Origin of the sequence: Novosphingobium sp. KN65.2 (assembly GCF_001368935.1) — a bacterium.
In the GTDB taxonomy this organism is placed as follows: domain Bacteria; phylum Pseudomonadota; class Alphaproteobacteria; order Sphingomonadales; family Sphingomonadaceae; genus Novosphingobium; species Novosphingobium mathurense.
Map to the genome: position 1 here is coordinate 78,291 of NZ_CCBH010000174.1, position 26,748 is coordinate 105,038.

General features: G+C 66.0%; 23 protein-coding genes, 1 tRNA gene and 2 riboswitches. Of the genes, 16 read left to right on the forward strand and 8 right to left on the reverse strand.

Annotated elements, in window-relative coordinates:
* The first annotated feature begins 38 nt into the window (after nt 1–38).
* From SPHV1_RS17415 to cobJ, 9 genes are all read left to right on the forward strand, one after another.
* A complete protein-coding gene (locus SPHV1_RS17415; protein ID WP_054947294.1) occupies nt 39–512 on the forward strand; it encodes an SET domain-containing protein-lysine N-methyltransferase in 474 nt (157 codons plus the stop codon).
* Nucleotides 509–1,741 carry a diaminopimelate decarboxylase gene (locus tag SPHV1_RS17420; RefSeq protein ID WP_054947295.1) on the forward strand — a complete coding sequence of 411 codons (1,233 nt, stop codon included), beginning with the start codon at nt 509–511 and terminating at the stop codon, nt 1,739–1,741. The genes SPHV1_RS17415 and SPHV1_RS17420 overlap by 4 nt, the downstream gene beginning before the upstream one ends.
* A gap of 97 nt (nt 1,742–1,838) precedes the next feature.
* Nucleotides 1,839–2,096: riboswitch (cobalamin riboswitch) on the forward strand.
* A 181-nt stretch (nt 2,097–2,277) separates the two neighbouring features.
* Nucleotides 2,278–3,324, forward strand: a complete 1,047-nt coding sequence (locus SPHV1_RS17425) for a HoxN/HupN/NixA family nickel/cobalt transporter (protein ID WP_054947296.1) — start codon at nt 2,278–2,280, stop codon at nt 3,322–3,324.
* A 75-nt stretch (nt 3,325–3,399) separates the two neighbouring features.
* A riboswitch (cobalamin riboswitch) is annotated at nt 3,400–3,638 on the forward strand.
* Nucleotides 3,639–3,820: 182 nt separating this feature from the next.
* On the forward strand, nt 3,821–4,858 hold the full coding sequence (gene cobW / locus SPHV1_RS17430) for a cobalamin biosynthesis protein CobW (protein ID WP_054947297.1): 1,038 nt from the start codon (nt 3,821–3,823) through the stop codon (nt 4,856–4,858).
* A gap of 7 nt (nt 4,859–4,865) precedes the next feature.
* Nucleotides 4,866–8,144 (forward strand): cobaltochelatase subunit CobN, encoded by a 3,279-nt coding sequence (gene cobN, locus SPHV1_RS17435; protein ID WP_054947298.1) that lies wholly within the window; start codon nt 4,866–4,868, stop codon nt 8,142–8,144.
* Nucleotides 8,141–9,256 carry a cobalamin biosynthesis protein CobG gene (locus SPHV1_RS17440; RefSeq protein ID WP_054947299.1) on the forward strand — a complete coding sequence of 372 codons (1,116 nt, stop codon included), beginning with the start codon at nt 8,141–8,143 and terminating at the stop codon, nt 9,254–9,256. Before cobN ends, SPHV1_RS17440 begins: the two co-directional genes overlap by 4 nt.
* The gene (locus SPHV1_RS17445; RefSeq protein WP_054947300.1) at nt 9,256–9,885 is read left to right on the forward strand and encodes a precorrin-8X methylmutase; all 630 of its coding nucleotides are present in this window, start codon (nt 9,256–9,258) and stop codon (nt 9,883–9,885) included. Before SPHV1_RS17440 ends, SPHV1_RS17445 begins: the two co-directional genes overlap by 1 nt.
* Nucleotides 9,882–10,619: a precorrin-2 C(20)-methyltransferase gene (gene cobI / locus SPHV1_RS17450; protein ID WP_054947301.1), complete on the forward strand. Its 738-nt coding sequence runs from the start codon at nt 9,882–9,884 to the stop codon at nt 10,617–10,619. The genes SPHV1_RS17445 and cobI overlap by 4 nt, the downstream gene beginning before the upstream one ends.
* Nucleotides 10,616–11,392, forward strand: coding sequence for a precorrin-3B C(17)-methyltransferase (gene cobJ / locus SPHV1_RS17455; RefSeq protein ID WP_054947302.1), 777 nt, complete (start codon nt 10,616–10,618; stop codon nt 11,390–11,392). The genes cobI and cobJ overlap by 4 nt, the downstream gene beginning before the upstream one ends.
* Here cobJ and SPHV1_RS17460 read toward each other — a convergent pair.
* Entirely contained in the window at nt 11,356–12,117 is a 762-nt protein-coding gene (locus SPHV1_RS17460; RefSeq protein ID WP_054947303.1) for a cobalt-precorrin-6A reductase, read from the reverse strand. The genes cobJ and SPHV1_RS17460 overlap by 37 nt on opposite strands.
* Between SPHV1_RS17460 and SPHV1_RS17465 the strand changes: the two genes are divergently transcribed.
* The 6 genes from SPHV1_RS17465 to bluB are packed head-to-tail and all read left to right on the forward strand — an operon-like array spanning nt 12,116 to nt 17,219.
* Entirely contained in the window at nt 12,116–13,342 is a 1,227-nt protein-coding gene (locus SPHV1_RS17465; RefSeq protein WP_054947304.1) for a bifunctional cobalt-precorrin-7 (C(5))-methyltransferase/cobalt-precorrin-6B (C(15))-methyltransferase, read from the forward strand. The genes SPHV1_RS17460 and SPHV1_RS17465 overlap by 2 nt on opposite strands.
* Nucleotides 13,339–13,710, forward strand: coding sequence for a cobalamin biosynthesis protein (locus SPHV1_RS17470; protein ID WP_054947305.1), 372 nt, complete (start codon nt 13,339–13,341; stop codon nt 13,708–13,710). Before SPHV1_RS17465 ends, SPHV1_RS17470 begins: the two co-directional genes overlap by 4 nt.
* Entirely contained in the window at nt 13,707–14,492 is a 786-nt protein-coding gene (cobM, locus tag SPHV1_RS17475; protein ID WP_054947306.1) for a precorrin-4 C(11)-methyltransferase, read from the forward strand. The genes SPHV1_RS17470 and cobM overlap by 4 nt, the downstream gene beginning before the upstream one ends.
* Nucleotides 14,489–15,796 carry a cobyrinate a,c-diamide synthase gene (locus tag SPHV1_RS17480; RefSeq protein WP_054947307.1) on the forward strand — a complete coding sequence of 436 codons (1,308 nt, stop codon included), beginning with the start codon at nt 14,489–14,491 and terminating at the stop codon, nt 15,794–15,796. The genes cobM and SPHV1_RS17480 overlap by 4 nt, the downstream gene beginning before the upstream one ends.
* A complete protein-coding gene (gene cobF, locus SPHV1_RS17485) occupies nt 15,793–16,575 on the forward strand; it encodes a precorrin-6A synthase (deacetylating) (protein ID WP_054947308.1) in 783 nt (260 codons plus the stop codon). Before SPHV1_RS17480 ends, cobF begins: the two co-directional genes overlap by 4 nt.
* The gene (gene bluB / locus SPHV1_RS17490) at nt 16,572–17,219 is read left to right on the forward strand and encodes a 5,6-dimethylbenzimidazole synthase (RefSeq protein WP_054947309.1); all 648 of its coding nucleotides are present in this window, start codon (nt 16,572–16,574) and stop codon (nt 17,217–17,219) included. The genes cobF and bluB overlap by 4 nt, the downstream gene beginning before the upstream one ends.
* Before the next feature lie 75 nt (nt 17,220–17,294).
* Here the strand turns inward: bluB and SPHV1_RS17495 are convergent, their stop codons facing one another.
* From SPHV1_RS17495 to SPHV1_RS17510, 4 genes are all read right to left on the reverse strand, one after another.
* Nucleotides 17,295–18,023 carry a TetR/AcrR family transcriptional regulator gene (locus SPHV1_RS17495; RefSeq protein ID WP_054947310.1) on the reverse strand — a complete coding sequence of 243 codons (729 nt, stop codon included), beginning with the start codon at nt 18,021–18,023 and terminating at the stop codon, nt 17,295–17,297.
* Nucleotides 18,024–18,365: 342 nt separating this feature from the next.
* The gene (xylA, locus tag SPHV1_RS17500) at nt 18,366–19,679 is read right to left on the reverse strand and encodes a xylose isomerase (protein ID WP_054947311.1); all 1,314 of its coding nucleotides are present in this window, start codon (nt 19,677–19,679) and stop codon (nt 18,366–18,368) included.
* 14 nt (nt 19,680–19,693) lie between these two features.
* Nucleotides 19,694–21,136, reverse strand: coding sequence for a xylulokinase (xylB, locus tag SPHV1_RS17505; protein ID WP_054947312.1), 1,443 nt, complete (start codon nt 21,134–21,136; stop codon nt 19,694–19,696).
* A 375-nt stretch (nt 21,137–21,511) separates the two neighbouring features.
* Nucleotides 21,512–23,353, reverse strand: a complete 1,842-nt coding sequence (locus SPHV1_RS17510) for a glycoside hydrolase family 3 protein (protein WP_054947313.1) — start codon at nt 23,351–23,353, stop codon at nt 21,512–21,514.
* Between the two features lie 343 nt (nt 23,354–23,696).
* On the opposite strand from SPHV1_RS17510, the gene SPHV1_RS17515 reads away from it, so the two are divergent.
* Nucleotides 23,697–23,948: a hypothetical protein gene (locus SPHV1_RS17515; RefSeq protein WP_054947314.1), complete on the forward strand. Its 252-nt coding sequence runs from the start codon at nt 23,697–23,699 to the stop codon at nt 23,946–23,948.
* An 88-nt stretch (nt 23,949–24,036) separates the two neighbouring features.
* On the opposite strand, the gene SPHV1_RS17520 is transcribed toward SPHV1_RS17515, so the two are convergent.
* The 3 genes from SPHV1_RS17520 to SPHV1_RS17530 form a co-directional block, all read right to left on the reverse strand.
* Nucleotides 24,037–24,111 (reverse strand) — tRNA-Gln (locus SPHV1_RS17520).
* A gap of 85 nt (nt 24,112–24,196) precedes the next feature.
* Nucleotides 24,197–25,045 (reverse strand): glutathione-dependent disulfide-bond oxidoreductase, encoded by an 849-nt coding sequence (yghU, locus tag SPHV1_RS17525; RefSeq protein WP_054947315.1) that lies wholly within the window; start codon nt 25,043–25,045, stop codon nt 24,197–24,199.
* A gap of 197 nt (nt 25,046–25,242) precedes the next feature.
* Nucleotides 25,243–26,343 carry a branched-chain amino acid aminotransferase gene (locus SPHV1_RS17530; protein WP_054947316.1) on the reverse strand — a complete coding sequence of 367 codons (1,101 nt, stop codon included), beginning with the start codon at nt 26,341–26,343 and terminating at the stop codon, nt 25,243–25,245.
* Nucleotides 26,344–26,748 lie beyond the last annotated feature (405 nt).

A 26,748-nucleotide genomic window follows, 5' to 3' on the forward strand; every position in this document is an offset into this window, starting at 1 on the left:
AGATCAGCACATTTCAGCAGGCGTCAGGGGAAACGGCCTTGTTCATCCAGCCGCGGGGACACTCCAGCGCGCCCGAATCAGGCGAAGACCGCCTTGTCGTCTGCCAGTGCGAGTCGCTTGGCCTGTGCGTGCGCGCGCTCGTTCCCTTTGCCGCGGGCGATGTGCTCGACAGGTTCAACGGCGAAGTCAGCGCGGATCTGTTGCAGCACAGCCTGCAGGTCTCGCCGGGGATGCATGTCCACGACACGCGCTTCGTCGGCTACCTCTCGCATGGCTGCGAACCCAATTGCCGCCTCGACATGGAGCGTTTCGAACTCGTCGCCCTGCGGGATATCGCTTCTGGCGAAGTGCTGACCATCGATTATGCCGCGACGGAGGACGTTCTCTATCGGCAGTTCGCGTGCCATTGTGCCGCGCAGCGCTGCCGCGTGTGGATCACCGGGCGCGCTGAAGATGCGAATGAGGAGGGCCGGCGATTTCTGGACGGGCAGGTCAAGCCGCAGAAGCGATGAGCGTGCCGCAGCGGGGCTCGGTAGCCGGGACCGCGCCGTGGTGGGCGCGACCCGATCTGCACTATCGCGAAGGGCGCCTGCACTTCGCGGGCCATGACGTCGCCGCGCTGGCAGGCGAGAGCGACGGTCCGCTGTTTCTCTATTCGCTAGCGCGTGTCGAAGCCAACCTCGACCGGGTGATCGCAGCCCTTGCCGAGACCGGCTGCGCCTCCACGGTCTATTACGCGATGAAGGCCAACCGCTTTGCGCCCCTGCTGGAGCGGCTGTCGGGAAGCGGAAAATGCGGCGTCGATATCTGCTCTCCCGGCGAACTGGACCAAGCCCTTGCCTGCGGTTTTGCGCCCGGGCAGATCAGCTTTACCGGCACCGGCGTCACGCCGCGCGATCTGGAGCGGCTGCTGGTCCACCCCGAGCTTACCATCAATTGCGACACCATGGGCATGATCCGGCGCATCGGTGAACGCACACCCGGCCGGGAGATCGGCATTCGCGTCAATCCCGGGCGCGGCACCGGCTATGGCGATGCCGAGAAGCTGACTTATGCCGGAGGACGAACGACCAAGTTCGGCATCTACTGCGAGCAGTGGGGCGAGGCCCTGGCGCTGGCCCGGCAGTATGGGCTGACGATCGCCTCGCTGCATTTCCATGTCGGCTGCGGCTACCTGACCGACCAGTTGGAGACCTGGAACCTGGCTGTCGCGGAAGCGTTCCGTTTCCTTGACGAAGCACCACAGGTGCGCACGGTCAATGTCGGTGGCGGGCTGGGGCTACCCCATCGCCCGGGCGACAGCCCGCTCGATCTGGAGCGCTGGGCCGCGATCCTGCGCCGTCATTTCGCCGGACGGGACCTGCGTATCGCCGTTGAACCGGGAGACTATATCGCCAAGGATGCCGGGATGCTCGTGCTTCCCGTCACCGATGTCGAGCGCAAGCGTGATACCCGTTTCGTTTTCGTCGGCGGGGGCTTCAATCTCCATCCGGAACCCGCCTTCTACGACCTGCCGTGCGAGCCGGCTCCCTGCCTGCTGCGCGGCGACGGCGCAGCGTCGGCGGAGCGGGTGACGGTTGCCGGCAACATCAATGAAGCGCTCGACATCTGGGCTGCCGACACACTCCTTCCGCCCGTTGAGGAGGGGGACTTCATCGCCTTCCTCAATGCCGGTGGCTACGGCTCGGCGATGAGCTCCAACCACTGCATGCGCGGCACCTTCACCGAACGCGCCTTATAGGCGCCGTGCTGCCCCCGGAGCCGGGCGGTTGCCGAAAACTTGCGATGGGCACTGCGAAAGCGGGGTGTTATCAGCATCCTCGAATCGGTTCTTGCCGATTCACCTTGATCGCGCCGGTGCCCCGTAACAGGGGCTTAATCGGGAATGCGGTGCGGGAAGGGGATTCCTTTCCCAAGTCCGCGGCTGTCCCTGCAACTGTAAGCGGATAGCGCGATGCACACGGCTTTTCATGCGCCATGGGCGTCTGGGAAGCAGCCACTGGGCCGAATGCGGCGTGCCGCACAGGGGCCTGGGAAGGCGTGCATCAAGCTGTGACCCGCGAGCCAGGAGACCTGCCGGCGTCTGGTCGCTCTTGCCCTGGTCCAGGGGATGGCCGCGGCACGGTGAACTCCGTCTGAGCGACGAACCTGTGGCCGGGGCCGCAGCGGACTGGCGTGTCGATCGGCCCTGGCGTCCGGTTGCCTGCGCCTTCCGGCCGTTCGCCTGAGCGGTTCGTCCCGACCTTGTCGCAAGACGCCGGAGGACGAAAACGCATCATGGCTCAACCGCCGCAAAATGCCCGACCCAACCTGCGCCGCCGGATAGGTTGGCTCTTCGGCCCGCTCGTGGCCGCCAATATCGCCGCCTGGATATGGGCTTTATCGCTCTTCCACGATCAGCCGCTCATGCTCGGGACGGCCTTGCTCGCATGGGGGCTGGGCCTGCGCCACGCCGTGGATGCCGACCATATCGCAGCCATCGACAACGTGACCCGCAAGCTGATGCAGGACGGCCAGCGCCCGGTCGCCGTCGGTTTCTGGTTCGCCGTCGGCCATTCCGGCATCGTCACCATCGCGGCCATAGCCATCGCCCTGACGACGAGCGCGCTGGCGCAGTTCGAAAGCTTCAAGCAGGTCGGCGGTCTCGTGGCCACCTCGATCTCGGCGGTCTTCCTGTTTTCGATAGCTGCGATGAACCTGATCATTCTGCGCAACGTCTGGAAGACCTTCGCCCATGTTCGCGCCGGGGGCGCCTATGTCGAGGAAGACCTCGACATGCTGCTGGGCAATCGCGGACTGATGGCAAGGATCTTCCGGCCGATGTTCCGGCTGATTACCCGCAGCTGGCACATGGCCCCGCTGGGCTTCCTGTTCGGACTGGGTTTCGACACCGCGACCGAAGTCGCCATCCTCGGCCTTTCGGCCGGGCAGGCGGCGGACGGGCTTTCCATCGGTACGATCCTCGTCCTGCCCGTGCTCTTCGCAGTGGGCATGGCGCTGATCGATACCGCGGACGGCGTGGTCATGCTCGGCGCCTACGAGTGGGCTTTCGTCAAGCCGATCCGCAAGCTCTATTACAACATCACCATCACTCTGATTTCTGCGCTCGTGGCCATCGTCATCGGCGGGATCGAGACTGTCGCCCTGATCGGGGAGAAGCTGGGGCTGACCGGCAGCCTGTTCGGCATTGCGGGCGAGCTGGGCGAGAATTTCAACAGCCTTGGGTTCGCCATCATCGGCCTTTTCGTGCTGTGCTGGCTGGCCAGCTTTGCGATCTACCGCTGGAAGCGCTTCGACGACATCGAAGTGCGCGTCTCGGCATGATAACAGGCCCGGAAGCGATTGGCTTGCCGACCAATCTGTTCTAGGGCCTCGCTCCGGCGCACGGATCGATTCTGTGCACCGAAAGATCGCGCCGGTGCCCCGAAGGGGGCTTAATCGGGAATGCGGTGCGGGAGGGGCTTCCTTCCCAAATCCGCGGCTGTCCCTGCAACTGTGAGCGGATAGCGCGATGCACACGGCTCCCTTCGTTACGCGAAAGGGGCGGCCACTGGATGACGCCGCAAGGCGATCCGGGAAGGCGTGCATCAAGCAGTGACCCGCAAGCCAGGAGACCTGCCGGCGCACCGGTCGCTCTTGCCTTGATCCAGGGGATGGTCACGGCACGGTAATTCTTCCGTCTGAGCGACGAAGCTGTGCGGCTGGGGCTGCACGGTCGCGTGGTAACGGGTGCCTTTTCGCGCCCGCCCGTCGTCGCGCGTCGGTCGGACTCGTTCCGGCAAGCCCTGCCGTTGTCGCCATGGCGCTTGGGGAATTGCCGATGCCTGACCTGTCCAAGGTCCCCGTAACGATCATCACCGGCTTTCTGGGCGCGGGTAAGACCACGCTCATCAGCCATCTCATCCGCAATGCCGGTGGTCGCCGCCTGGCCGTCGTCGTCAACGAATTCGGCACGCTGGGCGTCGACGGAGATATCCTGAAGTCCTGCGCCATCCCCGATTGCCCGGCAGAGAACGTTGTCGAACTGGCCAATGGTTGCATCTGCTGCACCGTCGCAGACGACTTCATCCCTACTGTCGAGAAGCTCCTGGCGCTTGAGCCGCGGCCCGATCACATCCTGATCGAGACGTCGGGGCTCGCGCTGCCCAAGCCGCTGCTCAAGGCCTTCGACTGGCCCGCGATCCGCAGCCGTATCACCGTCGACGGCGTGCTGGCGCTTGCCGATGCCGAGGCCGTGGCCGACGGGCGGTTCGCACCCGATCTCGCCGCGCTCGAGGCGCAGCGTGCGGCCGATCCGGAAATCGATCACGAGACCCCGCTGTCCGAAGTCTTCGAGGACCAGCTCGCCTGTGCCGACATGGTGCTGCTGACCAAGGCCGACCTTGCCGGCGCCCAGGGCCTGGCGCGGGCGCGCGAAGTCATCGCTGCCGAGGCACCGCGACCGGTTCCGGTCATCGAACTGAGCGAAGGCGTCGTCGATCCGCGCGTTATCCTCGGACTTGGCGCTGCTGCAGAGGACGACATTGCCGCGCGTCCTTCGCACCACGATGGCGAGGACGATCACGAACACGAGGACTTCGACAGCGCCGTCATCGAACTGGGCGAGATTGCCGATCCTGCCGCTCTCACCGCACGCATAGAGACCCTGGCGAGCGATCACCGGGTGCTGCGCGTTAAGGGCTATGTCGCGGTTGCCGGCAAGCCGATGCGCATGCTGGTGCAGGCGGTCGGCGCGCGGGTGCGCAGCCACTACGACCGCCCCTGGCGCCCCGACGAAGCCCGTGTCACCTCGCTGGTCGCCATTGCCGAGCACGATCACCTCGATCCCGTTGCGATAAGGGCCGCGCTGCAGGGCTGAGGCCGCGATGCACGTCATCTTCCGCGAGACCCACGGGATCGAGGAAGCCTCCGTTCCGCAGGATCTGGGGCAGGCTCCGGCCGATCTCGTGGTGCTGTCCTTCTCGGACAGCGACCTTGGCGCATTCGCTGCCGGGTGGCGCAGTGCGCGCGATGCGGGGGACAATCCGCCGTCGCTGCGGCTCGCCAATCTTGCGGCACTGACGCATCCGCTTTCGGTCGACACTTATGTCGAGCGCACGCTCGCAGGTGCGAAGGCGATCCTGGTCCGGATCATCGGCGGGCTGCCTTACTGGACTTACGGTCTCCAGCAGGTCGAGGCGCTGGCACGTTCGCGCGGGATCGCCCTTGTCGTGCTGCCCGCAGACGGGCGCGAGGACGAAAGGCTCGATGCCGTTTCGACCGTTTCCGTCCCCATTCTGCGCGAACTGACCCGTTTGTGCGATGTCGGAGGAGCGGTCGCGGCGCGGGCGGCGCTTGCGCGTCTTGCGCAAGCGTGCGGATTGCGGGGGCATGCCCAGCTCGGTCAGGATATCCGAACCATCAAGGCGCTGCCATCTGCCGGAGCCTGGCTTCCGGGAGAGGACACCACCTGTCCGGCGGCCTTCGCTCTGACGGCGATGCGCCCGCGCGTGCTGCTTACGTTCTACCGATCCTATCTCAGCTCCGCCGATCTCGAACCTTTCGAGGCGCTGCACGCAGCCTTGACCGCGCGCGGTTTCGATGTGCTGGGCCTATACGTGCCTTCGCTGAAGGCCCTCGAAGTTCGCGGCTGGGTGGATCGCTGGGTGAGGGCGCTTCACCCCGCGGCGGTGATCAATGCGACCGCTTTTTCCGCGCGTGACGATGCAGGCGCCACGCCTCTCGATGGCGCCGGAGTTCCGGTATTCCAGATTGCGCTGGCGACGAGCGGGCGGCAGGCCTGGCAGGAGGCCTCGCGCGGTCTGTCTCCGGCCGACCTTGCCATGCATGTCGTGCTTCCCGAGGTAGACGGCCGCATCTTCGTCGGCGTCGCCAGCTTCAAGGAGGCCGCGGCGCGCGACGACGACCTCGAATTTTCGCGCAGTGCCCACCGCGCCGAGCCATCGCGGATCGAGGCGATCGCCGATCGCGTCGCGGGGTGGGTCGCGCTGGGACGCAAATCCGCGGACGAGCGGCACCTTGCGATGGTTCTTTCGACTTATCCCGGCAAGGGCTACCAGATGGCGCACGCCGTCGGGCTGGACGCGCTGGCTTCCGCCGATGCGATCCTTACCGATCTGATGCAGGCCGGTTACGCGGTCGAATGCGGGCACGACCTCGTCGCCGGTCTCGGCATGGCAGGGACAAGCTGGTCGCTCGACGCCTATCGCGAGGCTCTTGCGCGTTTGCCCGAGGCGTTGCAGGCCGATCTGGCGGAAGCCTGGGGCGAACCCGAAGAGGATTCCGCCGTTGCCGACGGGGCTTTCCATTTCCGCGCGGTCGAACTGGGCCATGCCCTTGTCGCCCTGCAACCCGAGCGCGGCTGGGCCTCAGAGCGCGACGACGATTACCACGACGTCTCGCGCTGCCCGCGCCATGCCTATGTCGCGTTCTACCTGTGGTTGCGTGAGCGCCGGGTCGATGCGCTCGTCCATCTCGGTGCGCACGGGACGCTGGAATGGTTGCCCGGCAAGTCGGTCGCGCTCGGCGATGCCTGCTGGCCCGAGGCGCTGACCGGTTCCCTGCCGGTCATCTATCCCTTCATCGTCAACGATCCCGGCGAAGCGGCACAGGCCAAGCGCCGGATCGGCGCGGTGACGCTGGGACATGTGCCGCCGCCGCTCGCGCCTTCACGGGAAGGTGCCGGGTTGGCCCGCCTCGAAGCGCTGCTCGACGAGTTCTCCAATGCCGACGGGCTCGACCCGGCGCGGCGCGACAGGCTGCAGTCGGTCATTCGCGAGGAAGCGCAGGCGCTGGGTCTGGAAGCGGAACTCGGCCTCGATGGGGCGACCTCGCTGGTCGAGGCGATGACCCGCATCGATCGCTTCGTGTGCGACGTGAAGGAAAGCCAGTTCGGCGACGGGCTCCATGTGTTCGGCCGCGGGGATCAGGGCGAGGCGGAGCGCAGCGGTCTGCTCGCCGCTTTGGCCGGACGACGGGTGGCCGCGGGGCCTTCCGGCTCCCCATGGCGGGGGCGCAGCGATGTCCTGCCGACTGGGCGCAACCTCTTCGCGGTCGATCCGCGCGCGGTGCCTTCGCGCTCGGCCCATGCGCAAGGCGTCGTCCTCGCCGAAGAACTGATCCGTCGCCACTTGCAGGACCATGGCGACTATCCGCGCGGGCTGGTGGTCGATCTCTGGGGCTCTGCGACGATGCGCACGGCGGGCGAGGAATTCGCCATGGCGCTCCACCTGCTCGGTGCGAAACCGGTTTGGGACAATGCGTCCGAACGCGTGACCGGGGTAGAGATCCTGCCGCTGGCCATGCTCGACCGGCCCCGTATCGACGTGACCTTGCGTGTCTCCGGCCTGTTTCGCGATGCCTTCCCGGTCCTCGCCACGCTGTTCGGAATGGCAGTCCGCTCGCTGTCCGAAAGGGACGAGACGCCGGAATGGAACCCGTTTGCCGGCAAGGCGGTTGCCCCGCGCGTCTATGGCCCCCGCCCGGGGCGCTACGGCCTCGGTCTGCGCGATACGGCCGATACCTATACCGACGAGGCGCGCAGGGCCGCCGGCGAAGCGTGGCTCGCGGCGTCCGACCATGCGCTCGACCAGCAGGGCGATGCGCATGATCCGGCAGGACTGCGCGACCGCGTCGCCGGGGCTGACGCTTTCGTGCACCTGCAGGACCTGCCCGAGACCGACCTGCTGCTCGCTGCCGATTACGCTGCGCACGAGGCGGGGTTTGCCGCCGCGCAATCTGTCGCAGGTGGCAAGGCGGCACTCTACCACCTCGACAGTCGCGATCCCGCCCGGCCGAGTGCCCGGACCCTGACAGAGGAAATCGCGCGCGTCGTGCGGGCGAGGGCGGCCAATCCAGGCTGGGTCGCCGGGATGATGCGCCACGGCTTTCGCGGCGCTGCGGAACTCGCGGCGACGCTCGACCACTTGGGCGCCTTCGCGCACCTTTCCGCTTCGGTCCCGTCCCAGTTGTTCGATCTCTATCATGACGCGACGCTCGGCGAGCCGGACGTGCGCGCGTTCCTCGGACGCGAGAATCCCGAAGCGCTGGCCGCGATGGAAGCCCGCTTTGCCGCGCTTCATGCCGCAGGCCTGTGGCAGACGCGGCGCAATTCGATCCTCGCCGGTATGGGCGGCGGACAATGAGCGGGTTCGCGATCAGGGGCTGGTGTCCGGATGCCTGGCACCCGATGGTGGCGGGAGACGGCTTGCTGGTGCGGGTGCGCCCGCGCCTCGGGCGCCTCGATCGCGATCAGGCGCTGGGCCTTTGCGATGCCGCGCTGACCTTCGGCAATGGCCTGATCGACCTGACCAGCCGCGCCAACTTCCAGCTGCGCGGGGTGAGCGACGTCGTGTGGCCTGCGCTCGTCGAAAGACTTGTCGAACTGGACCTCGTCGAGGCCGATCCTGTCAGGGAGATAAAGCGCAACATTCTCGTCTCGCCGCTCTGGCAGGACGCCGACGATACGGTGCGGATCGCCACCGAACTCATCGCAAGGATCGCAGAACTGCCGGAACTGCCCGGCAAGGCCGGCTTCGTCATCGATGCCGGGCCGGTTCCTGTCCTACTGGGTGAAGCGGGTGATTTCCGGATCGAGCGTGCGGCCAGTGGCGGGCTGATACTGCGCGCGCAGGGCCGGACCTCGGGCGTCGATGTGCCCCCGGGCACCGAAGTCGACCGCCTGATCGCCATGGCGCGGTGGTTTGCCGAGAGCGGCGGGCTCGATGTCGGTCGCATGAGCCGGTTTGCCGCCGAACTTCCCGACTGGGCGCAAGGCTCCGTCAAGCCGGCTCCAGCGGCAGGCGCATTTCGCCCGGGACCGACGCCTACAGGTGCGGCGTGGGGCGTGCCATTCGGTCAGGTCTCGGCACTGGCGCTGGCCCGCCTGATCTCGGACCCGGCGGCTACTGCGCTGCGTGCCACTCCGTGGCGGTTGCTCATCGTCGAGGGCGCGACCTTCGCGCCGGTCGAGGAACTGGTCGACGATCCGCAGGATCCGCTCCTGCGCGTCGATGCCTGTCCGGGGGCCCCATCGTGCCCGCAGGCGAGCGTCGAGACCCGAGAGCTGGCGCGCGGCATCGCGCCGCAGGTGACGGGGCGCCTGCACGTCTCGGGCTGCGCGAAGCTCTGCGCAGCGACCGGGCGTGCCGATGTGACGCTGACCGGCCGCGAGGGCCGATACGATTTTTCGGGCGAGGGGCGTGAGCGCCTCGCTCTTGGCCGGGACGAGGTCCTGGCTCTTTTCGGAGCAGGCTGATGCCGCATGACTATGAAACCGATGGCGCGGCGATCTATCGCCAGTCCTTCGCCACGATCCGGGCCGAGGCCGACCTGACGGCCTTTTCGCCCGACGAAGAACCCGTGGCGGTGCGCATGATCCATTCCGCCGGCATGGTGGAGCTTGGCCGCCACGTCCGCTTCTCGCCGGGATTTGCACAAGCCGCGCGTGCGGCACTGGCTGGCGGCGCACCGATCCTGTGCGATGCGCACATGGTTTCCGAAGGCATTACCCGGGCCCGCCTGCCGGCGGACAATGCGGTGTTGTGTACGTTGCGCGCACCCGAAGTGCCCGAGTTGGCGAAAGCCATGGGCAACACACGTTCCGCCGCAGCCCTGGAGCTGTGGCGTCCGCACCTGAAAGGCGCACTGGTCGCCATCGGCAATGCCCCCACGGCTCTGTTCCACCTGCTCAACATGCTGGAAGATCCGACTTGTCCGCGCCCGGCAGCGATCATCGGTTGCCCGGTCGGCTTTGTCGGCGCGGTGGAATCGAAGGCCGCGCTCTGGGTCGCGCCGCCGGCGCCGTGCTGTGTGGTCGAAGGTCGGCTGGGCGGCAGCGCGATCACCGTGGCTGCCGTCAACGCGCTTGCGAGCCGCGCCGAATGAGCGGGGCTGTAACCTGCGGCACCGTCCATGGGGTCGGCCTCGGCCCCGGCGCGGTGGACCTGCTCAGTGTCCGGGCCGACCGGCTGGTGCGCTCTGCCCGCCATGTCGCCTATTTCCGCAAGGCGGGCAGGCCGGGACACGCACGGCGCATTGCCGGCGAACTGCTGCGCCCCGACGTGATCGAGATTGCGCTGGAATACCCGGTCACCACAGAGATCCCCTTCGACGATCCGCGCTACAAGGCCTGCCTTGCCGAATTCTACGAGCGGAGCACCGAGCGACTGCTGGCGCTTGCCCGCAAGGGTGAGGATATCGTGGTCCTCTGCGAGGGCGATCCCTTCTTCTACGGGTCGTTCATGCACCTGCATTCGCGCCTGACCGGGCACGTTCCGGTCGAGGTCGTGCCCGGGATCACTGGCATGTCGGGGGCGTGGAATGCGACGAATGTGCCGATCACATGGGGCGATGATGTCCTGACCGTTGTCACCGCGACATTGCCCGAAGCCGATCTGGAGCGGCGTATCCGCGATACCGATGCGCTGGTGGTGATGAAGATCGGACGCAACCTTGCCAAGCTGCGCCGCGCCGTCGCGGCGGCCGGGCGAGAGCAGGACGCGTGGCTGGTCGAGCACGCGGCGATGCCGAACCAGCGTGTGACCCGCCTGGCCGAAGCGGAGAACGTGACGCCCTATTTCTCGATCCTGCTGATTCACGGACAGGGACGTCGGCCGTGAACGCTGCGCAGGATCGGGGCTGGGTCTGCATCGCCGGGCTGGGGCCGGGCGACGAGGCGCTGGTGACGGGCGAGGTCACGCAGGCGCTGGCCGAGGCGACTGACGTCATCGGCTACATTCCCTACGTTGCGCGGATCGCCGCGCGCGAAGGGCTGACCTTGCATCCCTCCGACAACCGGGTGGAACTGGACCGCGCATCCCATGCGCTCGACCTTGCCGCTCGGGGGCGGCGCGTCGTCGTCGTGTCTTCGGGCGATCCGGGCGTCTTTGCGATGGCCTCGGCCCTGTTCGAAGCGCTGGAAGCCGGGCCGTCAGCCTGGCTCGATATCGATATCCGCGTGCTGCCCGGAATTACCGCGATGCTTGCCGCCAGCGCCCGGGTTGGTGCGCCGTTGGGCCACGATTTCTGCGCGATAAACCTTTCCGACAATCTCAAGCCCTGGGACCTGATCGAAAAGCGCCTGCGGCTAGCCGCCGAGGCGGATTTCGCGATGGCGTTCTACAACCCGCGCTCGAAGTCGCGCCCCGCCGGTTTCGAACGCGCACTGAAGGTGCTGTGCGAGGTTTGCGGGCCGGAGCGGCCGATTCTCTTCGCCCGCGCGGTCACCACGCCTGACGAGGACTTGCGGATCGTGACCCTTGGAGAAGCGCGGCCGGAGATGGCCGACATGCGCACCGTCGTGATCGTGGGGTCGAGCCGTACCCGCATCATCGCGCGCGAAGCCGGACCGATCCTCTATACGCCGCGTTCGGCGATGGAAGCCGCCGCGTGATCCAGCCATTGCAGGACGTCTGCCGGATCATGCACTTCGTGCCGCTCGGGAATGGCGGGGCGGTCGATCATCATCACCGGCAGGCCCAGTTCGCGGGCCGCCGCGAGCTTGGCCTGCGCGCCGGTTCCTCCGGCATTCTTGCACACGACGACCTCGATGGCGTGCTCACGCATCAGCCTGATGTCGCCTTCGACGGTGAAGGGGCCGCGATCGACAACGAGGCTGTGGTGCGGCAATGGCGGCGCGGCTTCGGGCGCATCGACGAAGCGCAAGAGATAATGATGCTGCGGCTGCGCGACGAATTCGGCGACATGCATGCGGCCCAGCGCCAGCATGATCCGGCGGGCAGGCCCGGCAAGCCCGGACACGGCAGCGCCGACATCCGCTACATGGCTCCAGCGATCGCCTTGCTGCGGTGCCCAGGCGGGGCGGGTGAGAGCGATCAGCGGCGTTCCGGCAAGGCGCGCGGCGGCTACGGCATTCGCGCTCATGGTCGCGGCGAAGGGATGCGTCGCGTCGATCAGGTGGGTCACCCGGTTCTCCCGCAGCCAGTCGGCAAGGCCATCCGCGCCTCCGAAACCGCCGACGCGCACCGGGACCGGCTGCGCACGCGGGCTGGCCGTTCGACCCGCGTAGCTGAGCGTCGTGTCCACTCCGGACCCGGCGAGCAGGCCGGCCAGCGCGCTGGCCTCGGTGGTGCCGCCCAGAAGGAGAACTTTCGGCATGGCTGACACTTCCTCCTTCACTGACTCCGGCCCGTGGCTGACGATCCTCGGCATCGGCGAGGACGGGGCGGAGGGGCTTTCGGCGGCGGCGCGCGATGCACTGGCGCGGGCCGAACTTGTGATCGGCGCCCCCCGGCACCTGTCGCTGCTGCCCGCGCTTAATGGCCGCGCAGAGGAATGGCCAGTGCCCTTTGCGCTCGGCATCGAGCGGCTCCTGGCCCATCGTGGCAAGCGCGTGGTCATGCTCGCCTCGGGCGATCCCTTCTGGTTCGGCGGCGGAGCCCCGGTAACGCGCCACCTGCGCGCGGGCGAATGGATCGCACATCCTGCGCCTTCGACATTCTCGCTGGCCGCGGCGCGTCTGGGATGGTCGCTGCAGGATACGGTGTGCCTTGGCCTGCATGCCGCGCCCCTGGCGCGCCTGCGCCCGCATCTGGCTGCTGGTCGCAGGATACTGGTCCTGCTGCGGGACGGAGACGCGGCGGGCGATCTGGCCCGCTATCTGATCGGTCAGGGCTTCGGTGCCTCGGAGCTGCATATCCTTGAGGCGCTGGGCGGCCCGCGCGAGCGCGTGCGATGCGTGCGCGCCGAGGCGCTTGCCTTCGGCGATGTCGCACATCCGGTCGCAGTCGGCATTGCCTGCGCCGGGCAGGGGCGTGCCCTGCCTTGCGCATCGGGACTGGCCGACGATCTGTTCGACCACGACGGCCAGATCACCAAGCGCCCGGTACGCGCCCTGACGCTCTCCGCGCTCGCTCCCGTCCCGGGGGAAACCTTGTGGGACATCGGCGCGGGATCGGGCTCGATTGCAGTGGAGTGGCTGCTGCGCCACCCCGCGAACCGCGCGGTTGCGTTCGAAAGCGATCCCGTGCGGGCGGAGAGGGCAAGGGCCAATGCCCTTGCGCTGGGCGTCGACAGGCTCGAGGTGGTCATCGGTCGTGCGCCCGAAATCCTCGATCAGCGATCGGATGACGCGCCCGATGCCGTTTTTATCGGCGGGGGCCTGTCGCAAACGCTGCTGGAAACCTTGTGGGCGAGACTTCCTGCCGGCACCCGGCTCGTCGCCAATGCCGTAACGCTGGACTCAGAGGCCCTGTTGGCCCAGTGGCAGGCCGGGAAGGGCGGCGATCTCCTGCGGATCGAACTGGCCCACGCCGCGCCGCTCGGCAATCGCCGAGGCTGGCGTGCGAGCTTTCCCGTCGTGCAGTGGAGCATCGTTCTGTGATCGTCGCCGGTTTCGGATTCCGGCAGGGCGCGACCCTGCAGTCGATAGAGGACGCGCTGGCGCTGGCACAGCAGTTCTCGCCGCGGGTGACCCTGCTCGCGACGGCGGCGGACAAGGCGGTGAGCCCGGAAATGGCGCGACTGGCTGCAGTCCTCGGCCTGCCGCTGACGGGCGTTTCGGGGCAGGTGCTTGCCCGCATCGCCACGCCCACCCGGTCGGAGGCAAGCCTTGCCAGCCACGGCACCGGCAGCGTGGCGGAAGCCAGCGCCCTGGCCGCCGCCGAACCCGGCGCGCAACTGATCGCGATGCGCCAAATCTCCCCCGATCGCATGGCGACATGCGCCATCGCCCAAGGATTGACCCCATGACCGTACACTTCATCGGCGCCGGCCCCGGTGCGCCCGACCTCCTGACCTTGCGCGGGCGTGACCTCATCGCGGCCTCGCCGGTCTGCCTCTATGCCGGGTCGCTGGTGCCTGCCGCAGTGCTCGATCACTGTCCGCCCGGCGCACGCATCGTCAACACCGCGCCGCTCGATCTCGATGCGATCATGGCCGAGATCGCAGCGGCCCACACTGCCGGGCAGGACGTGGCGCGGCTCCATTCGGGCGATCTCTCGGTATGGTCGGCGATGGGCGAGCAGTTGCGGCGGCTGCGGGCCATGGACATTCCCTTCACGGTGACGCCGGGCGTGCCCGCTTTCGCCGCGACCGCAGCAGCGCTGGAAACCGAGCTGACATTGCCGGGCCTGTCGCAGTCGCTGGTCCTGACCCGGACCTCGGGCCGGGCCAGTGCGATGCCGGAGGGAGAGAGCCTGATCAATTTTGCCGACACTGGCGCGACGCTGGCGATCCACCTGTCGATCCACAACCTTGCCCGGGTCGTGGCCGACCTGTCCCCGGCCTATGGGCCCGACTGCCCGGTGGCTGTTGTCTGGCGCGCGAGCTGGCCGGACCAGCGGATCGTGCGCGGCACTCTTGAAACCATCGAGACAGACGTCGCGGGCAGCATGGAGCGCACCGCGCTGATCGTCGTCGGGCGGGTACTGGCCGGGGAGGGCTTCGACGAAAGCTGTCTCTATTCCACCGGTTATGACCGTCGGTTCCGTCCGCAGGATGCGTCTTCGCGCTTTGCCGGAGGGAGCGAATGAGTACGCCCGGACTGCTCGTCGCCGCGCCGGCCTCAGGGTCGGGCAAGACCACCGTGATGCTCGGCCTGCTGCGTGCGTTGAGCGAGAGCGGCAGCACGGTCCAGCCGTTCAAGAGCGGGCCGGACTACATCGATCCTGCGTTCCACCGGGCCGCCTGCGGGAATGCCTCGTTCAATCTCGACAGCTGGGCGATGGACGCCGGCATGCTGGATGCCGTCGCGGCGATGGCGGCCGGGGCGGATATTGCCGTGGCCGAGGGCTCGATGGGCTTTTACGACGGTGTCGCCACGCGCGGGGCGACCGGCAATGGTGCCAGTGCCGACATCGCCCGGCGCATGGGCTGGCCGGTGGTCTTCGTCCTCGACGTATCCGGCCATGCCCAGTCTGCCGCGGCGACGGCGCTGGGCTTTCGCCGTTTCGATGCCCGCATTCCCTTTGCCGGGGTAATCCTCAATCGCGTGGCAAGCCCGCGCCACGAACGCCTTGTGCGGCGAGGGATGGAGGCGATCGGAATGCCGGTGCTGGGGGCATTGCCGCGGCGCGGCGACCTCACCCTGCCGGAACGCCACCTCGGGTTGGTGCAGGCCGCCGAGCATCCCGAGCTTGACCGCAAGATCGCCGACTATGCCGTTTTCCTGCGCGAACACGCGGACCTGCCGGAGATCCGCAAGGCGGCAAGGGCTCTCGACCGCGGTGAGGGCGCGGGCCTGCCGCAGCCTCCCGCGCAGCGTATCGCCCTGGCCCAGGACGAGGCGTTCTCGTTCATCTACCCGCACATGCTGGAAGGCTGGCAGCGGGCCGGGGCCGAGATCCTGCCTTTCTCTCCGCTGGCGGACGAGGCGCCCGACAAGAGTGCGGACCTGGTCTGGTTGCCGGGCGGCTATCCCGAGCTTCACGCCGGTCGGATCGCCGCTGCATCGCGCTTCCTTGCCGGTCTGCGCCGCCATGCCGAGACCCGTCCGGTGCACGGCGAATGCGGTGGCTACATGGTGCTGGGCGAAGCCCTCGTCGACAAGGAAGGGGAGCGTCACCCCATGGCCGGCCTGCTCGGCCTCGTGACGAGCTATGCGCAGCGCAAGATGCATCTGGGCTATCGCAGTGCCCGCCTGCTTGCGCCCGTTGCCAATCTGACCGCTGGCACCCGCCTGCGCGGGCATGAGTTCCACTACTCGACGATTATCGAGCAGCCCGACGAGCCTCTGGCCGAAGTGACCGATGCCGATGGCAATGCCGTGCCCGAAACCGGTTCGCGGCGCGGCTGCGTGACCGGGACGTTCTTCCACCAGATCGCACCCTACGCATGATCTCGCTCAGCCTTATCGGGATCGGCACCGGCAATCCCGACCACCTGACCATGCAGGCGCGGCGGGCGATGAACGGGGCCGACCTGATCCTGCTGCCGCGCAAGGGCGAGGCCAAGGCGGACCTGCTCGACTTGCGCCGGGGCATCTGCGCGCAAGTGCTGGAGCGGCCCGTCCGTGTCGTCGAGTTCGACCTTCCGGTCAGGTCCGCGAATGGCGACTATCTTGGCGCGGTCAACGACTGGCACGATGCCATCGCCCGGACGTGGTCGCGGGAAATCGCCCGGAACCTGCCGCAGGGCGGGCATCTGGCGCTGCTCGTTTGGGGCGACCCCTCGCTCTACGACAGCACCTTGCGCATCGCCGCGCGCCTGCAGGATGACGGACTGGATCTGGGGATCGAAGTCGTCCCCGGCATCACCAGCGTCCAGGCCCTGACCGCGGCGCATGCGATTGCGCTCAATCGCCTTGCCGAACCGTTTGTCGTTACCACCGGCAGGCAGCTACGCGACAGGGGCTGGCCGCAAGGGACCAATGTGGTCGTCGTCATGCTCGACGGGGGCTGTGCCTTTGAAACGCTGGAGCCAGAGGGTATCGAGATCTGGTGGGGGGCCTATCTCGGCATGGAGCACGAGGCGCTGATCCACGGACCCTTGCCTGAGGTTGCCAACCGCATTGTCGAGGCGCGTAAGGCATTGAGGGAGCGCCACGGCTGGATTATGGATACCTACCTAATGCACCGGACCTTCAACGATCAGACCGGGGCAGGGGGAGAGTCATGACACAGCCGCCCCCCAGCTTCGATGAAGCGTTTGCCGCGCAGCTGGAGCAATTGCTGCACTGGCGGCGCGATGTCCGGCATTTCGATACCCGTGCCATTCCCGAAGATGATATCGAGCATTTGCTTCGCTGCGCCAGTCTGGCTCCGTCGGTGGGCAATTCGCAGCCATGGCGCTTTGTTCGGGTGCACAGCCCCGCCTTGCGCGAACGACTGGCCGGCCACGTCGACGAACAGAGTGCGCGCGCTGCCGAGCGCTACTCCGATGCGAAGCAGCGCGAACACTACAAGTCGCTCAAGCTGCACGGTGTGCGCGAAGCGCCCGAAATCATGGCGGTGTTCTGCGATGGGGAGCCGGTGGCGGGCAAGGGGCTGGGCATCGCGACAATGCCCGAGATGCTCGATTATTCCGTAGTAATGGCGATCCATACCATGTGGCTGGCCGCGCGGGTGCGGGGGATCGGCATGGGCTGGGTCTCGATCGTCGATCCGAAGTTTGTGGGCGGGCTTCTCGATGCGGCGCCTTCCTGGCGGCTCATCGCGATCCTGTGCATCGGCTATCCCTGCGAAGCAGCTGCGACGCCCGAGCTCGAAGAACGTGGCTGGCAGGCCCGGGAAGCCTGGTTGGAGCGCACTATCGAGAAGTAAGGGGCAGGCGAAAGCCTGTTCTGCCAGTGGTCAGTCAATAAACAATGGATGGCCCGCCCACTGGTGGCGGTGCATTCATCCCGCAGTGCGGTCTTCCCCGAATTTAAGGTAAGTCAGCACCATCTCGCCGAGTTCGCGCAGCAAGGTTTCCCAGTCCTGCTCGTCAGGAACGGGCTCCATCGAATCGATGCTCAGTTGGCGGACAAGCGTTGCGAAGATGATGCGCACGACCATGAGCGCTTTCGTTTCGATATGTCCGCGGATCTCTTGCCGGTAGTGTGCCAGTCCCGCCGCCAGCACCGCAGCCGCTTCCGCCTGACGTCTGCTGCCACTGCGGGAGACTTCCGGGTCAACCGAAGCCCGTCTCATCGCCAGACGCAGCATCAGAGCGTTTGCGAGCAGGATCTGCGAGAAGGCGCGGACATATCCGGGAATGTAAGCGTCGAGATTGTCCGAAGCCGATAGGGTGTCGGCGAATGCGCGCTCTTCGGTTTCGCCCATCATCGCCAGTTCACGGCCGATAACGGCCCGGATCAGTTCGTCCTTGCCCTCGAAGCGATGATAGATCGATCCGGTCGAAACCTTGCCGAGACTGCTGACTTCATGAAGCGTGAAATCCTCGCCCCCGCGCTCGATCATGAGTGTCTTGGCTGCGGTGAGCATCCTGTCCAGCGAAGCCTGGCTGCGGGGCTGCAAAGGCTTGCGGACATCGGTCAATATCGCCGCGAGGGCCTGTTCGGCACTGGCCCCTTCGGTCTTACTGCCTGTTGCGGCCAAGTTCGTGTCTGGCTTGGGTCTGCTCATCACTTCCCTGTAATCCGGCCCGATGGACTGGTCTTCTTCGTTGGCACGTCTATCTTCGTGGGGGCCCCGATAGTGCGATCCAAGTACAACAGATCAGCCAATCCGCAAGGATTGCAACACGATTCGGTCCTCATCTTGGAAATCGTGTCCCGATTTCGCCTTTTGAACCGGGATGCCGATTGCTTCCAAAAGCACGCATTACTGTTTCACCGATGCGCCCGGTCAATCGAAATGTTGTCGGTCCGGCTGCCGGACTGACGGGATCGCTGCAGTATCCGGATGCAAAAAGCCCGCCGCCTGCATGTGCAAGCGGCGGGCTTTTCATGTCGGTATCAGCTGATCTCAGAAGCGGTTGACGTAGTTCTCGCACCATTCCTGACGACCGGACTTTGGTTCCGGCGCACGGTTGGACTGCACCGCGATATCGGCGATGGAGGCAAGGGTAGCCTCGGGTGCGTGGATCATGCGGCCCAGTTCGCCCTTCCAGCCTGCGTAGCGCTCTGCCCGGAACGCCTCGAGGCGGCCGTCCTCGATCATCGCGGCAGCACGCAGGAAAGCCCGGGCGATCGTGTCGACACCGCCGATGTGGCCGTGCAGCAGATCGGCTGCATCGATCGACTGGCGGCGGACCTTGGCGTCGAAGTTGAAGCCGCCGGTGGTGAAGCCGCCGGCGCGGATCACTTCCAGCATCGCCAGCGTCAGTTCCTCGACCGAGTTGGGGAACTGGTCGGTGTCCCAGCCATTTTGCGGATCGCCGCGGTTGGCATCGATCGAGCCGAAGATGCCGAGCGCGCGCGCCATCGCCAGTTCGTGCTCGAAGGTATGGCCCGAGAGCGTCGCGTGGTTCGCCTCGATGTTGACCTTCACTTCGTTCTCGAGGCCGAAGCGCTTGAGGAACGCATAGACGGTCTGCGTGTCGAAATCGTACTGGTGCTTGGTCGGCTCATGCGGCTTGGGTTCGATCAGGATGGTGCCGGTGAAGCCGATGCGGTGCTTGTGGTCGACCACAAGCTGCAGGAAGCGCCCGAAGTTCTCCTGCTCGATGCCGATCTCGGTATTCAGGATCGTGTCGTAGCCCTCGCGGCCGCCCCACAGGACGTAGTTGGAACCGCCGAGGCGATGGGTGGCTTCCAGCGCATCGCGCACCTGCATGGCCGCCCAGGTGTAGACTTCCGGATCGGGATTGGTGGCAGCGCCTGCCATGTAGCGCGCATGGCCGAAGAGATTGGCGGTGCCCCACAGCAGCTTGCGGCCGTGCCTGGCCTGCAGTTCTTCGAGGTGATCGACAGCTTCGGCAAAGCTGGCGCGGAAGCCGGTCGCATCTTCGGCATCCGCCATCACGTCCACGTCGTGGAAGCAGTAGAAGGGCAGGTCGAGCTTCTCGACGAAGGCAAGCGCGGCTTCGCGCTTGGCGCGTGCGGCTTTGGCGTCGTTCGGTCCCGTGTGCCACGGACGGGTGAACGTGCCCGCTCCGAAGACGTCGCTGCCCGGCCAGCAGAAGGTGTGCCAGAAGCAGACGGCAAACCGCAGGTGGTCTTCGAGCCGCTTGCCCATGACGACGCGGTCCTTGTCGTACCAGCGATAGGCAAGGTCGTTCGCGCTTTCCGGGCCTTCGTAACGGACCGTGTCGAACTCGGCGAAATATTCAGCAGACATCCTTGGTATTCCTTTCACAGATCGCGAACGGCCGCGTAGGCGCGGCGGAATTTCTCAAGCTTGGGGGCAAGGCGCTCGGCCAGCAGGGGATCGGGATCGATGGCATCGACGACAGCCGGGCGGGTACAGGCTTCGGCCGCCGAAGCAGCGGTGGCGGCCATCATCGCGAGCTTTGCGGCACCAAGGGCAGGGCCGACTTCGCCGCCATCGAGGTATTCGAGCCGCACATCGAGCGCGGCGGCAAGGATCGAACCCCAGTAGCGCGACCGGGCACCACCGCCGATGACCGACAGGGTCGAGACATGGGTCCCCGCCTCGCGCAGCGCGGCCAGCCCGTCGGCATGGGCGAAGGCCACGCCTTCCAGCACTGCCGCGGCCAGTCTGCCCTGACCGGTCTCGTTGTCAGCGCGCAGGAAGGCACCGCGCACATGCGCATCGTTGTGCGGGGTGCGCTCGCCCGAAAGATAGGGGAGGAACAGTTCCGGCCCGCTTGCCGCGCCCGCCTGCTCGGCGAGCGTGAACAGGTCGGCCGGTGCGCCCAAGCCCATGAAGCGCGCGGCCCAGTCGACGCAGGATGCGGCGGAAAGATGGACGCTCATCTGGTGCCACATGGCCGGGAGGCAGTGACAGAAGGCATGGACCGCCTGCCCGGGATTGGGGCGGAACTGTTGCGTGGCCACGAAGATCACGCCCGAAGTGCCGAGCGAAAGCAGGGCATCGCCGTCCGAGATCATCCCGATTCCCGCTGCACCGCCGGCATTGTCGCTGGCGCCAGCCGCGACGGGCACACTGTCCATGCCCCATCGCGAGGCCACATCGGGACGCAACTGGCCGCTCACTTCGCTGCCCTCGAACAGACACGGCATGTGCTCGCGCGAGAGGCCCGTGGCCGACAGGACGGCATCGCTCCAGTCGCGCCGGGCAACGTCGAGCCAGAGGGTGCCCGCGGCATCGGACATGTCGCTCGCCTTCTCGCCGGTCATGGCAAGGCGGACGTAGTCCTTGGGCAGCAGGACCGTGCGGACCTTGGCAAAGATCTCGGGTTCGTGGCGGCGGACCCATTGCAGCTTGGGTGCGGTGAAACCCGGCATCATCAGGTTTCCGGTGATCTGCCGCGAATGGGGTTCGGCTGCTTCAATCTCTTCGCATTCGCGAAAGCTGCGCCCGTCGTTCCAGAGGATGGCGGGGCGCAAGGGACGATCGTCGGCGCCCAGCAGGGTCGCGCCGTGCATCTGCCCGGCAAGTCCGATGGCCTGAACCCTGGCGCGCAGATGCGCCGACAGTCCCTGCACGGCTGCCTCGGTCGCGGCCCACCAGTCGTCGGGCGACTGCTCGGACCACAGCGGCTGCACACGCGAGACCGTCAGCGACGAGGATGCCTGGTCGCACACGGTTCCCGCCGTGTCGATAAGCACGGCCTTTACGCCGGACGTGCCAATGTCGATTCCCAGAAACATGCCCTGAACTGCTCTCCCGTCCGATTCACGATCGTTCTTGTGTCGAGAGAGATAGCGCTAACATTCACCTGATGGCAAGAGCTCAGGAGCAAGTGAGCGCGGTGATTTTATCACAGCGCTCACTTGAGAAGGGGATTTGCGGCGGCTTGAGACGGTCGTTGCGACCCGAAGCCGATCGCCGCACTGCGCCTTGCCGATACTGCGGGGAAGAGCGGCTGCCGAAGCCCAGGTCGCGCGCAGATCGTGCCCACGCTCCGGAATGGCCTTTCCTGCCGCTCCGGGACATCCGTTCGGGCATGCCCGCGTCGGATCAGGCGCGGGCCACCGTGCCGCGCACAAGACGTGCGGCGCAGTGGTCGATGAAGGTCACTGATTTCATGGAAGATCGAAGGGTAACTTCCCTTCCGCCTTCTTCGGTTTCATCATGACGTCCAGCACCGCATTGTCCGACGCCCCGAATACCGCGAAAAGCGCACTGGCCCTGTCCGTCAGATTGGCGATGTGCGCGGGGCGATCCATATCCACGGCGACATAGGCCGGGATATCCTTGCCCATCGCCGTCAGCGCATCGAAACCCGGATCTCCATTGCGAAAATCCGTGCGACCCTCTGCCTGCATGCCGCCGAAGAAGTGCCAGGGATGGAGCCTCTCCGAAGGAGTCTTCATGCGGATGATTGCAATCTCTGCCGCTTCCGGTCGGTCCACCGGGATCAGTCCTGCGGATCGGGCGGCTTGCGGTGACATGCCGAATAGCCAAACCCGCTGACCCGGCCTCAGCGCCTTTACCTTTTTCCGGTCGGTCAACAGCGTGATCGCACGGCGCTGCGCGCTGTCGGCCAATTGCTGCGAAGCGGCTGCGCCCACGACTTCGCTGGCGCGATCAGGATCGACGTAGGGATTGTCGAACAGGCCCAGCATGAATTTGACCCGCATGACATGACGAACGGCCTCATCGAGGCGCGTCTGGCTGAATTGTCCCGTGCGCAGGGCAGCCAGTATCGGTGCGGGATCGTCGAGCCCCCCGATCTGGTCGACACCCGCCATGACGGCTTTGCCGATCCGTTCGGCCTTCGAAAGTCCCTCGACACCCCATGGCATGCCGATTGCCATGGGCGATTGGGGATTGGCCTGGGTCGGTTCGGTGCAAGATGACGGACAATCGTTCACGATGGCCCAGTCGGAAACGACAAGTCCCTTGTATCCCTGATCCTTGCGGAGCATGGTTTCGACCACCTGCTTGCTGAATCCCGCGCCGACCGGTTCTGCAGGTTTCCCGTCGATGGTGACGCCCTTCAGGATGCCGTAAGTGGGCATCACACCGGCGACATGCGCTGCGAAGGCTCCCTTGAACGCCGACACATGGCGCGCCAGTTCGGCATCGTTGAGAAGCAGGTCGCTGCCATAGGCATTATGCGCATCGAAGCCATTGGCGCTGGTGCCATAACCCACCCAATGCTTCACGATGGCGGCGACGCCATCCTTTTGCAGACCCGCAGCTCCGCCCTGCAATCCTTCGATCTCGGCACCGACAAGGCGCGAGACGCGAGCGGGATCGGAGCCGAAGGTCGCGGCGATACGCGGCCATCGGGGATCGGTCGTCAAATCGGCCTGCGGGGAAAGGGCCATGTGGATGCCGACCGCACGATATTCGCGGCGCACGATCGTGCCGAATTCGCGAACCAGGTCGGCATCGTCGATCGCGGCCAGCCCTATGGGATCGGGCCACAGGGAGAAGCCGTTGGCCTTGTTCGTCGCTCCCTGCACTTCCTGGAACTGATTGCGGGGATCGGTACTCACAGTCACCGGAATGCCCAGGCGTGTGTTTTCCGCGAGGTGCTGGATGGCGTTGTTCATCTGCGCGAAGACGCGCGGTGGCACCGTCAGGCGGGTGATGAAACTCGTTACGCCCCGATCCCGGATGGCCGTTGCGACCGCCGGCATGTCATAGCCCTGATCGGACGCTCCGAAGGGCGATCCGAGTCCGGGCAGGTTGCCGTGCGCGAGCGCGGCGACTTTCTCCTCGACCGTCATCTGCGACAACAGGTCTTCAACCCGATCGTCCGTGTTTGCGCTCGGATCCTCATAGGGATCCATCTTCCCGTTATGGTTGAGGTCGCGCCATTTCGGCTGAGCGTGAGCGGTGCCGATCGATCCAGACAGCGTAATCGCGATGACGGAAGCGCAGGCGATGGTTCGCAAAGCCGGAAAACGAAGCATTATTCTCTCTCACTCTTGGCGTGACTTGGCGCACTTGTTAATCACTGCTTAGTTTTTGCGGCTCGCCAGTCAAGTGACCATAGCCAGTGCGCTCTCCCCACAAGAATTGACGAACGAGCCGCTTGGCCAGCCGTTAAGGCCTTGCCGGCCTTCAGGTGGCTCTTTCCGGGCTTTCGACCGAGGTGCCGGAATGTGCGGTGCGGAGCGCTATCGAGCATCGCGCAGGTCTGGCGAGACTGTGCTGGGTGGGATGGTGCAAAAGCCATCGCCTGCATAAAAGGAGTGTTCTGCATTGAGGCGTTTGATGCTTTGCATCTGAACTGCCGCACGATAGGCGTGAGCTATGATGAACATTCCCTGGGATCAGCCCGCGACGTTGATAGACCTGGACGGCAAGACGCCCGTCATTGGTACCATTCTCGAGTGCGTGACGCACTTTTCGCTTTTCAAGCCCTTTGCCAAGGAACAGGCACGCATCCTGCTGACACGGCCGGTATTCCGGACAGGTCAAAAGACGCGGACATGGATCCTCAACCCAAATGAAATCGAAGCGCTCGTTCAGCGCAGGGCTGCTGAAGATCAGGCTGGCGTGTAGTTCGGTTGGTGCCCGACGGCTCGGGCATCAGCTTTGACGCAAGTCTTGGATACGCATTCTTTGAATGCCGGATAGTCCGAAGAGCTGCTGGCTGGGGCGGCAGGATTCGAACCTGCGAATGCCGGTACCAAAAACCGGTGCCTTACCACTTGGCGACGCCCCAGCAGGGAATGCGCGCTTAGCGGCTAATGTTCGGGCTGAAAAGGGGCCAATCGCATGTTTCGGACAATTGGCCCCAACCCGTGCGATCAGGCCGAAAGGACCGCGTCGATATCGGTCGCGCTGTGGCGCTCGCGCACGCAGCCTTCGTTAGTGCGGTTGACGATGCGGCCGCGCCGGACGCCCTTGCGGTTGCCCACTTCCTCACCCCAGCGCACCACGTTCTTGTAGCTGGGAATGTCGAGGAAGGTTGCGCCGTCGTCATAGGCATCGCCGCGCAGGAATGCGCCGAACCAGCCGTACGTGGCGATGTCGGCTATCGTGTACTCGTCTCCGGCCAGGAAGCGGTTCTCGGCAAGTCGACGGTCCGCGACATCGAAGATCCGCTTGGTTTCCATGGCATAGCGGTTGATCGGGTACTCGTACTTCTCGGGCGCATAAGCGTAGAAGTGCCCGAAGCCGCCGCCGATCACCGGGGCGGTGGACATCTGCCACATCAGCCATGACATGCACTCGGCGCGCGCGGCCGGTTCGGTGGGAAGGAACTTGCCGAACTTCTCGGCAAGGTGGACGAGGATCGCGCCCGATTCGAAGATGCGGATCGGCTCATCGCCCGAGCAGTCGAGCAGGGCGGGGATCTTCGAATTGGGATTGATCGAGACGAATCCCGATCCGAACTGGTCGCCATCGCCGATCGAGATCAGCCAGGCATCGTACTCCGCTTCGCCGATGCCGGCCGCGAGCAGTTCCTCGAACATGATCGTGACCTTCTGGCCGTTGGGCGTGCCAAGCGAATAGAGCTGGAACGGGTGCTGGCCGCGCGGCAGTTCCTTATCGTGCGTGGGCCCGGAGATCGGGCGATTGGTCTTTGCCCATTGGCCGCCGTTTTCCGCATCCCATGTCCAGACTTTCGGCGGCGTGTAGGTGAGATCGGTCATGCGGGGGGCATCCTGTTTCGGTGTGAGGGGTAGGGGCACAGGCCCGGTAGGTAGGTTCGGCCCTGTCCGGGGACAAGGTCCGGGGCGGCAGGGAGTCGGTTCGGAGCGGACGATTGCTCGCCCCACGAGAAAAGGCCCGGCAGCGCCAAGCGTTGCCGGGCCTTTTTGCGAAATCCCGAAACCGAAAGGCGGCTCGATCAGCCGATCTTGCGGATCCAGCCGTGGGTATCGGCTTCCTGCCCGCGCTGGATGGCGACGAGGCGGCTCTTGAGCTTCTGGGTGAGCTGGCCGGGGCCGCCCGAACCGACGGTGAATTCACCGTCGCGCCCGGAAACCTTGCCGACCGGCGTGACCACGGCGGCGGTGCCGCAGGCGAAGGTCTCGACGAGACGACCCGACTTTGCATCCTCGCGCCACTGGTCGATCGAGTAGCGGCCCTCGGTGACGGTAAGCCCTTCCTCGCGGGCGAGGGTGAGCAGGCTGTCGCGGGTGATGCCGGGCAGGATCGTGCCGGTCAGTTCCGGGGTGAGCAGGGTGCCGTCATCGAACACGAAGTAGAGGTTCATGCCGCCCAGTTCCTCGATCCACTTGTGCTCGGCGGCATCGAGGAAGACGACCTGGTCATGGCCGCGGGCAATCGCCTCGCCCTGCGGCACGAGGCTGGCGGCGTAGTTGCCGCCGCACTTGGCAGCGCCGGTGCCGCCCGGGGCAGCGCGGGTATAATCGCTGACCCAGATCGAGACTGCCGGGGCGCCCGACTTGAAGTAGTTGCCCGCCGGGCTGGCGATGACGATGAACTTGTACTGCTTGGCCGGACGCACGCCGAGGAAGGCTTCGGTCGCGATCATGAACGGTCGCAGATAGAGCGAGGCGCCCTCGGCCTCCGGGATCCAGTCGCGATCGGCCTGGACCAGCCGCTCGATGGATTCCACGAAGAGCGCTTCGGGCAGTTCGGGCATGGCCAGACGCTCGGCCGAGCGATTGAAGCGCGCGGCGTTGGCCTCGGGGCGGAACAGGGCGATGCTGCCGTCCGCCTGCTTGTAGGCCTTGAGTCCTTCGAAGATTTCCTGCGCGTAGTGGAGAACCGAAGCGGCCGGATCGAGTGCGATCGGCTGGCGCGGACCGATCACGGCATCGTGCCAGCCCTGACCCTCGGTCCATTCGATCACCACCATGTGGTCCGAGAAGTGCGTGCCGAAGCCCGGATTGGCAAGAATCGCAGCACGCTGATCCGCACCGGTCGGCGAGGGGTGGGGCAGGGAAGTGAAGGTCAGGCCGGCATCGGCGAGCGTCGCCATCGAACTAGGTCCTCATCAATGTAAGTGCGGCGCGCTGTTGAACAAAAATTGCGCACAGTGCAACCGAAAAGAAATTTTGATACTTAGCTCTAACGTATTAGCATGCCGCCGCATCGACGCAAATTGCCGCGCGCACAGGGCCTGCCGTCGGGGCTGAAAGCACGCCATGCCATTGCGCGTTTTGCGTGCAATTCTCCAGCATCATTTTTGCAAGTTCAGGTGCAATGAAAGACGCGTCAGGCCGCACCTGCACAGTGGGGGCGCTTGCCTGCAAAAGTGCGAGCGCAGCCTGCGGACAGGCCGGACATGAAAAAGGCCGTGCCCGATTGGCGGGACGGCCCTGTTGGCTTGCTCAATGAGAAGGGCCGCACCGGAAAGCCGGTGCGGCCCTTCGCATGGGCAGCG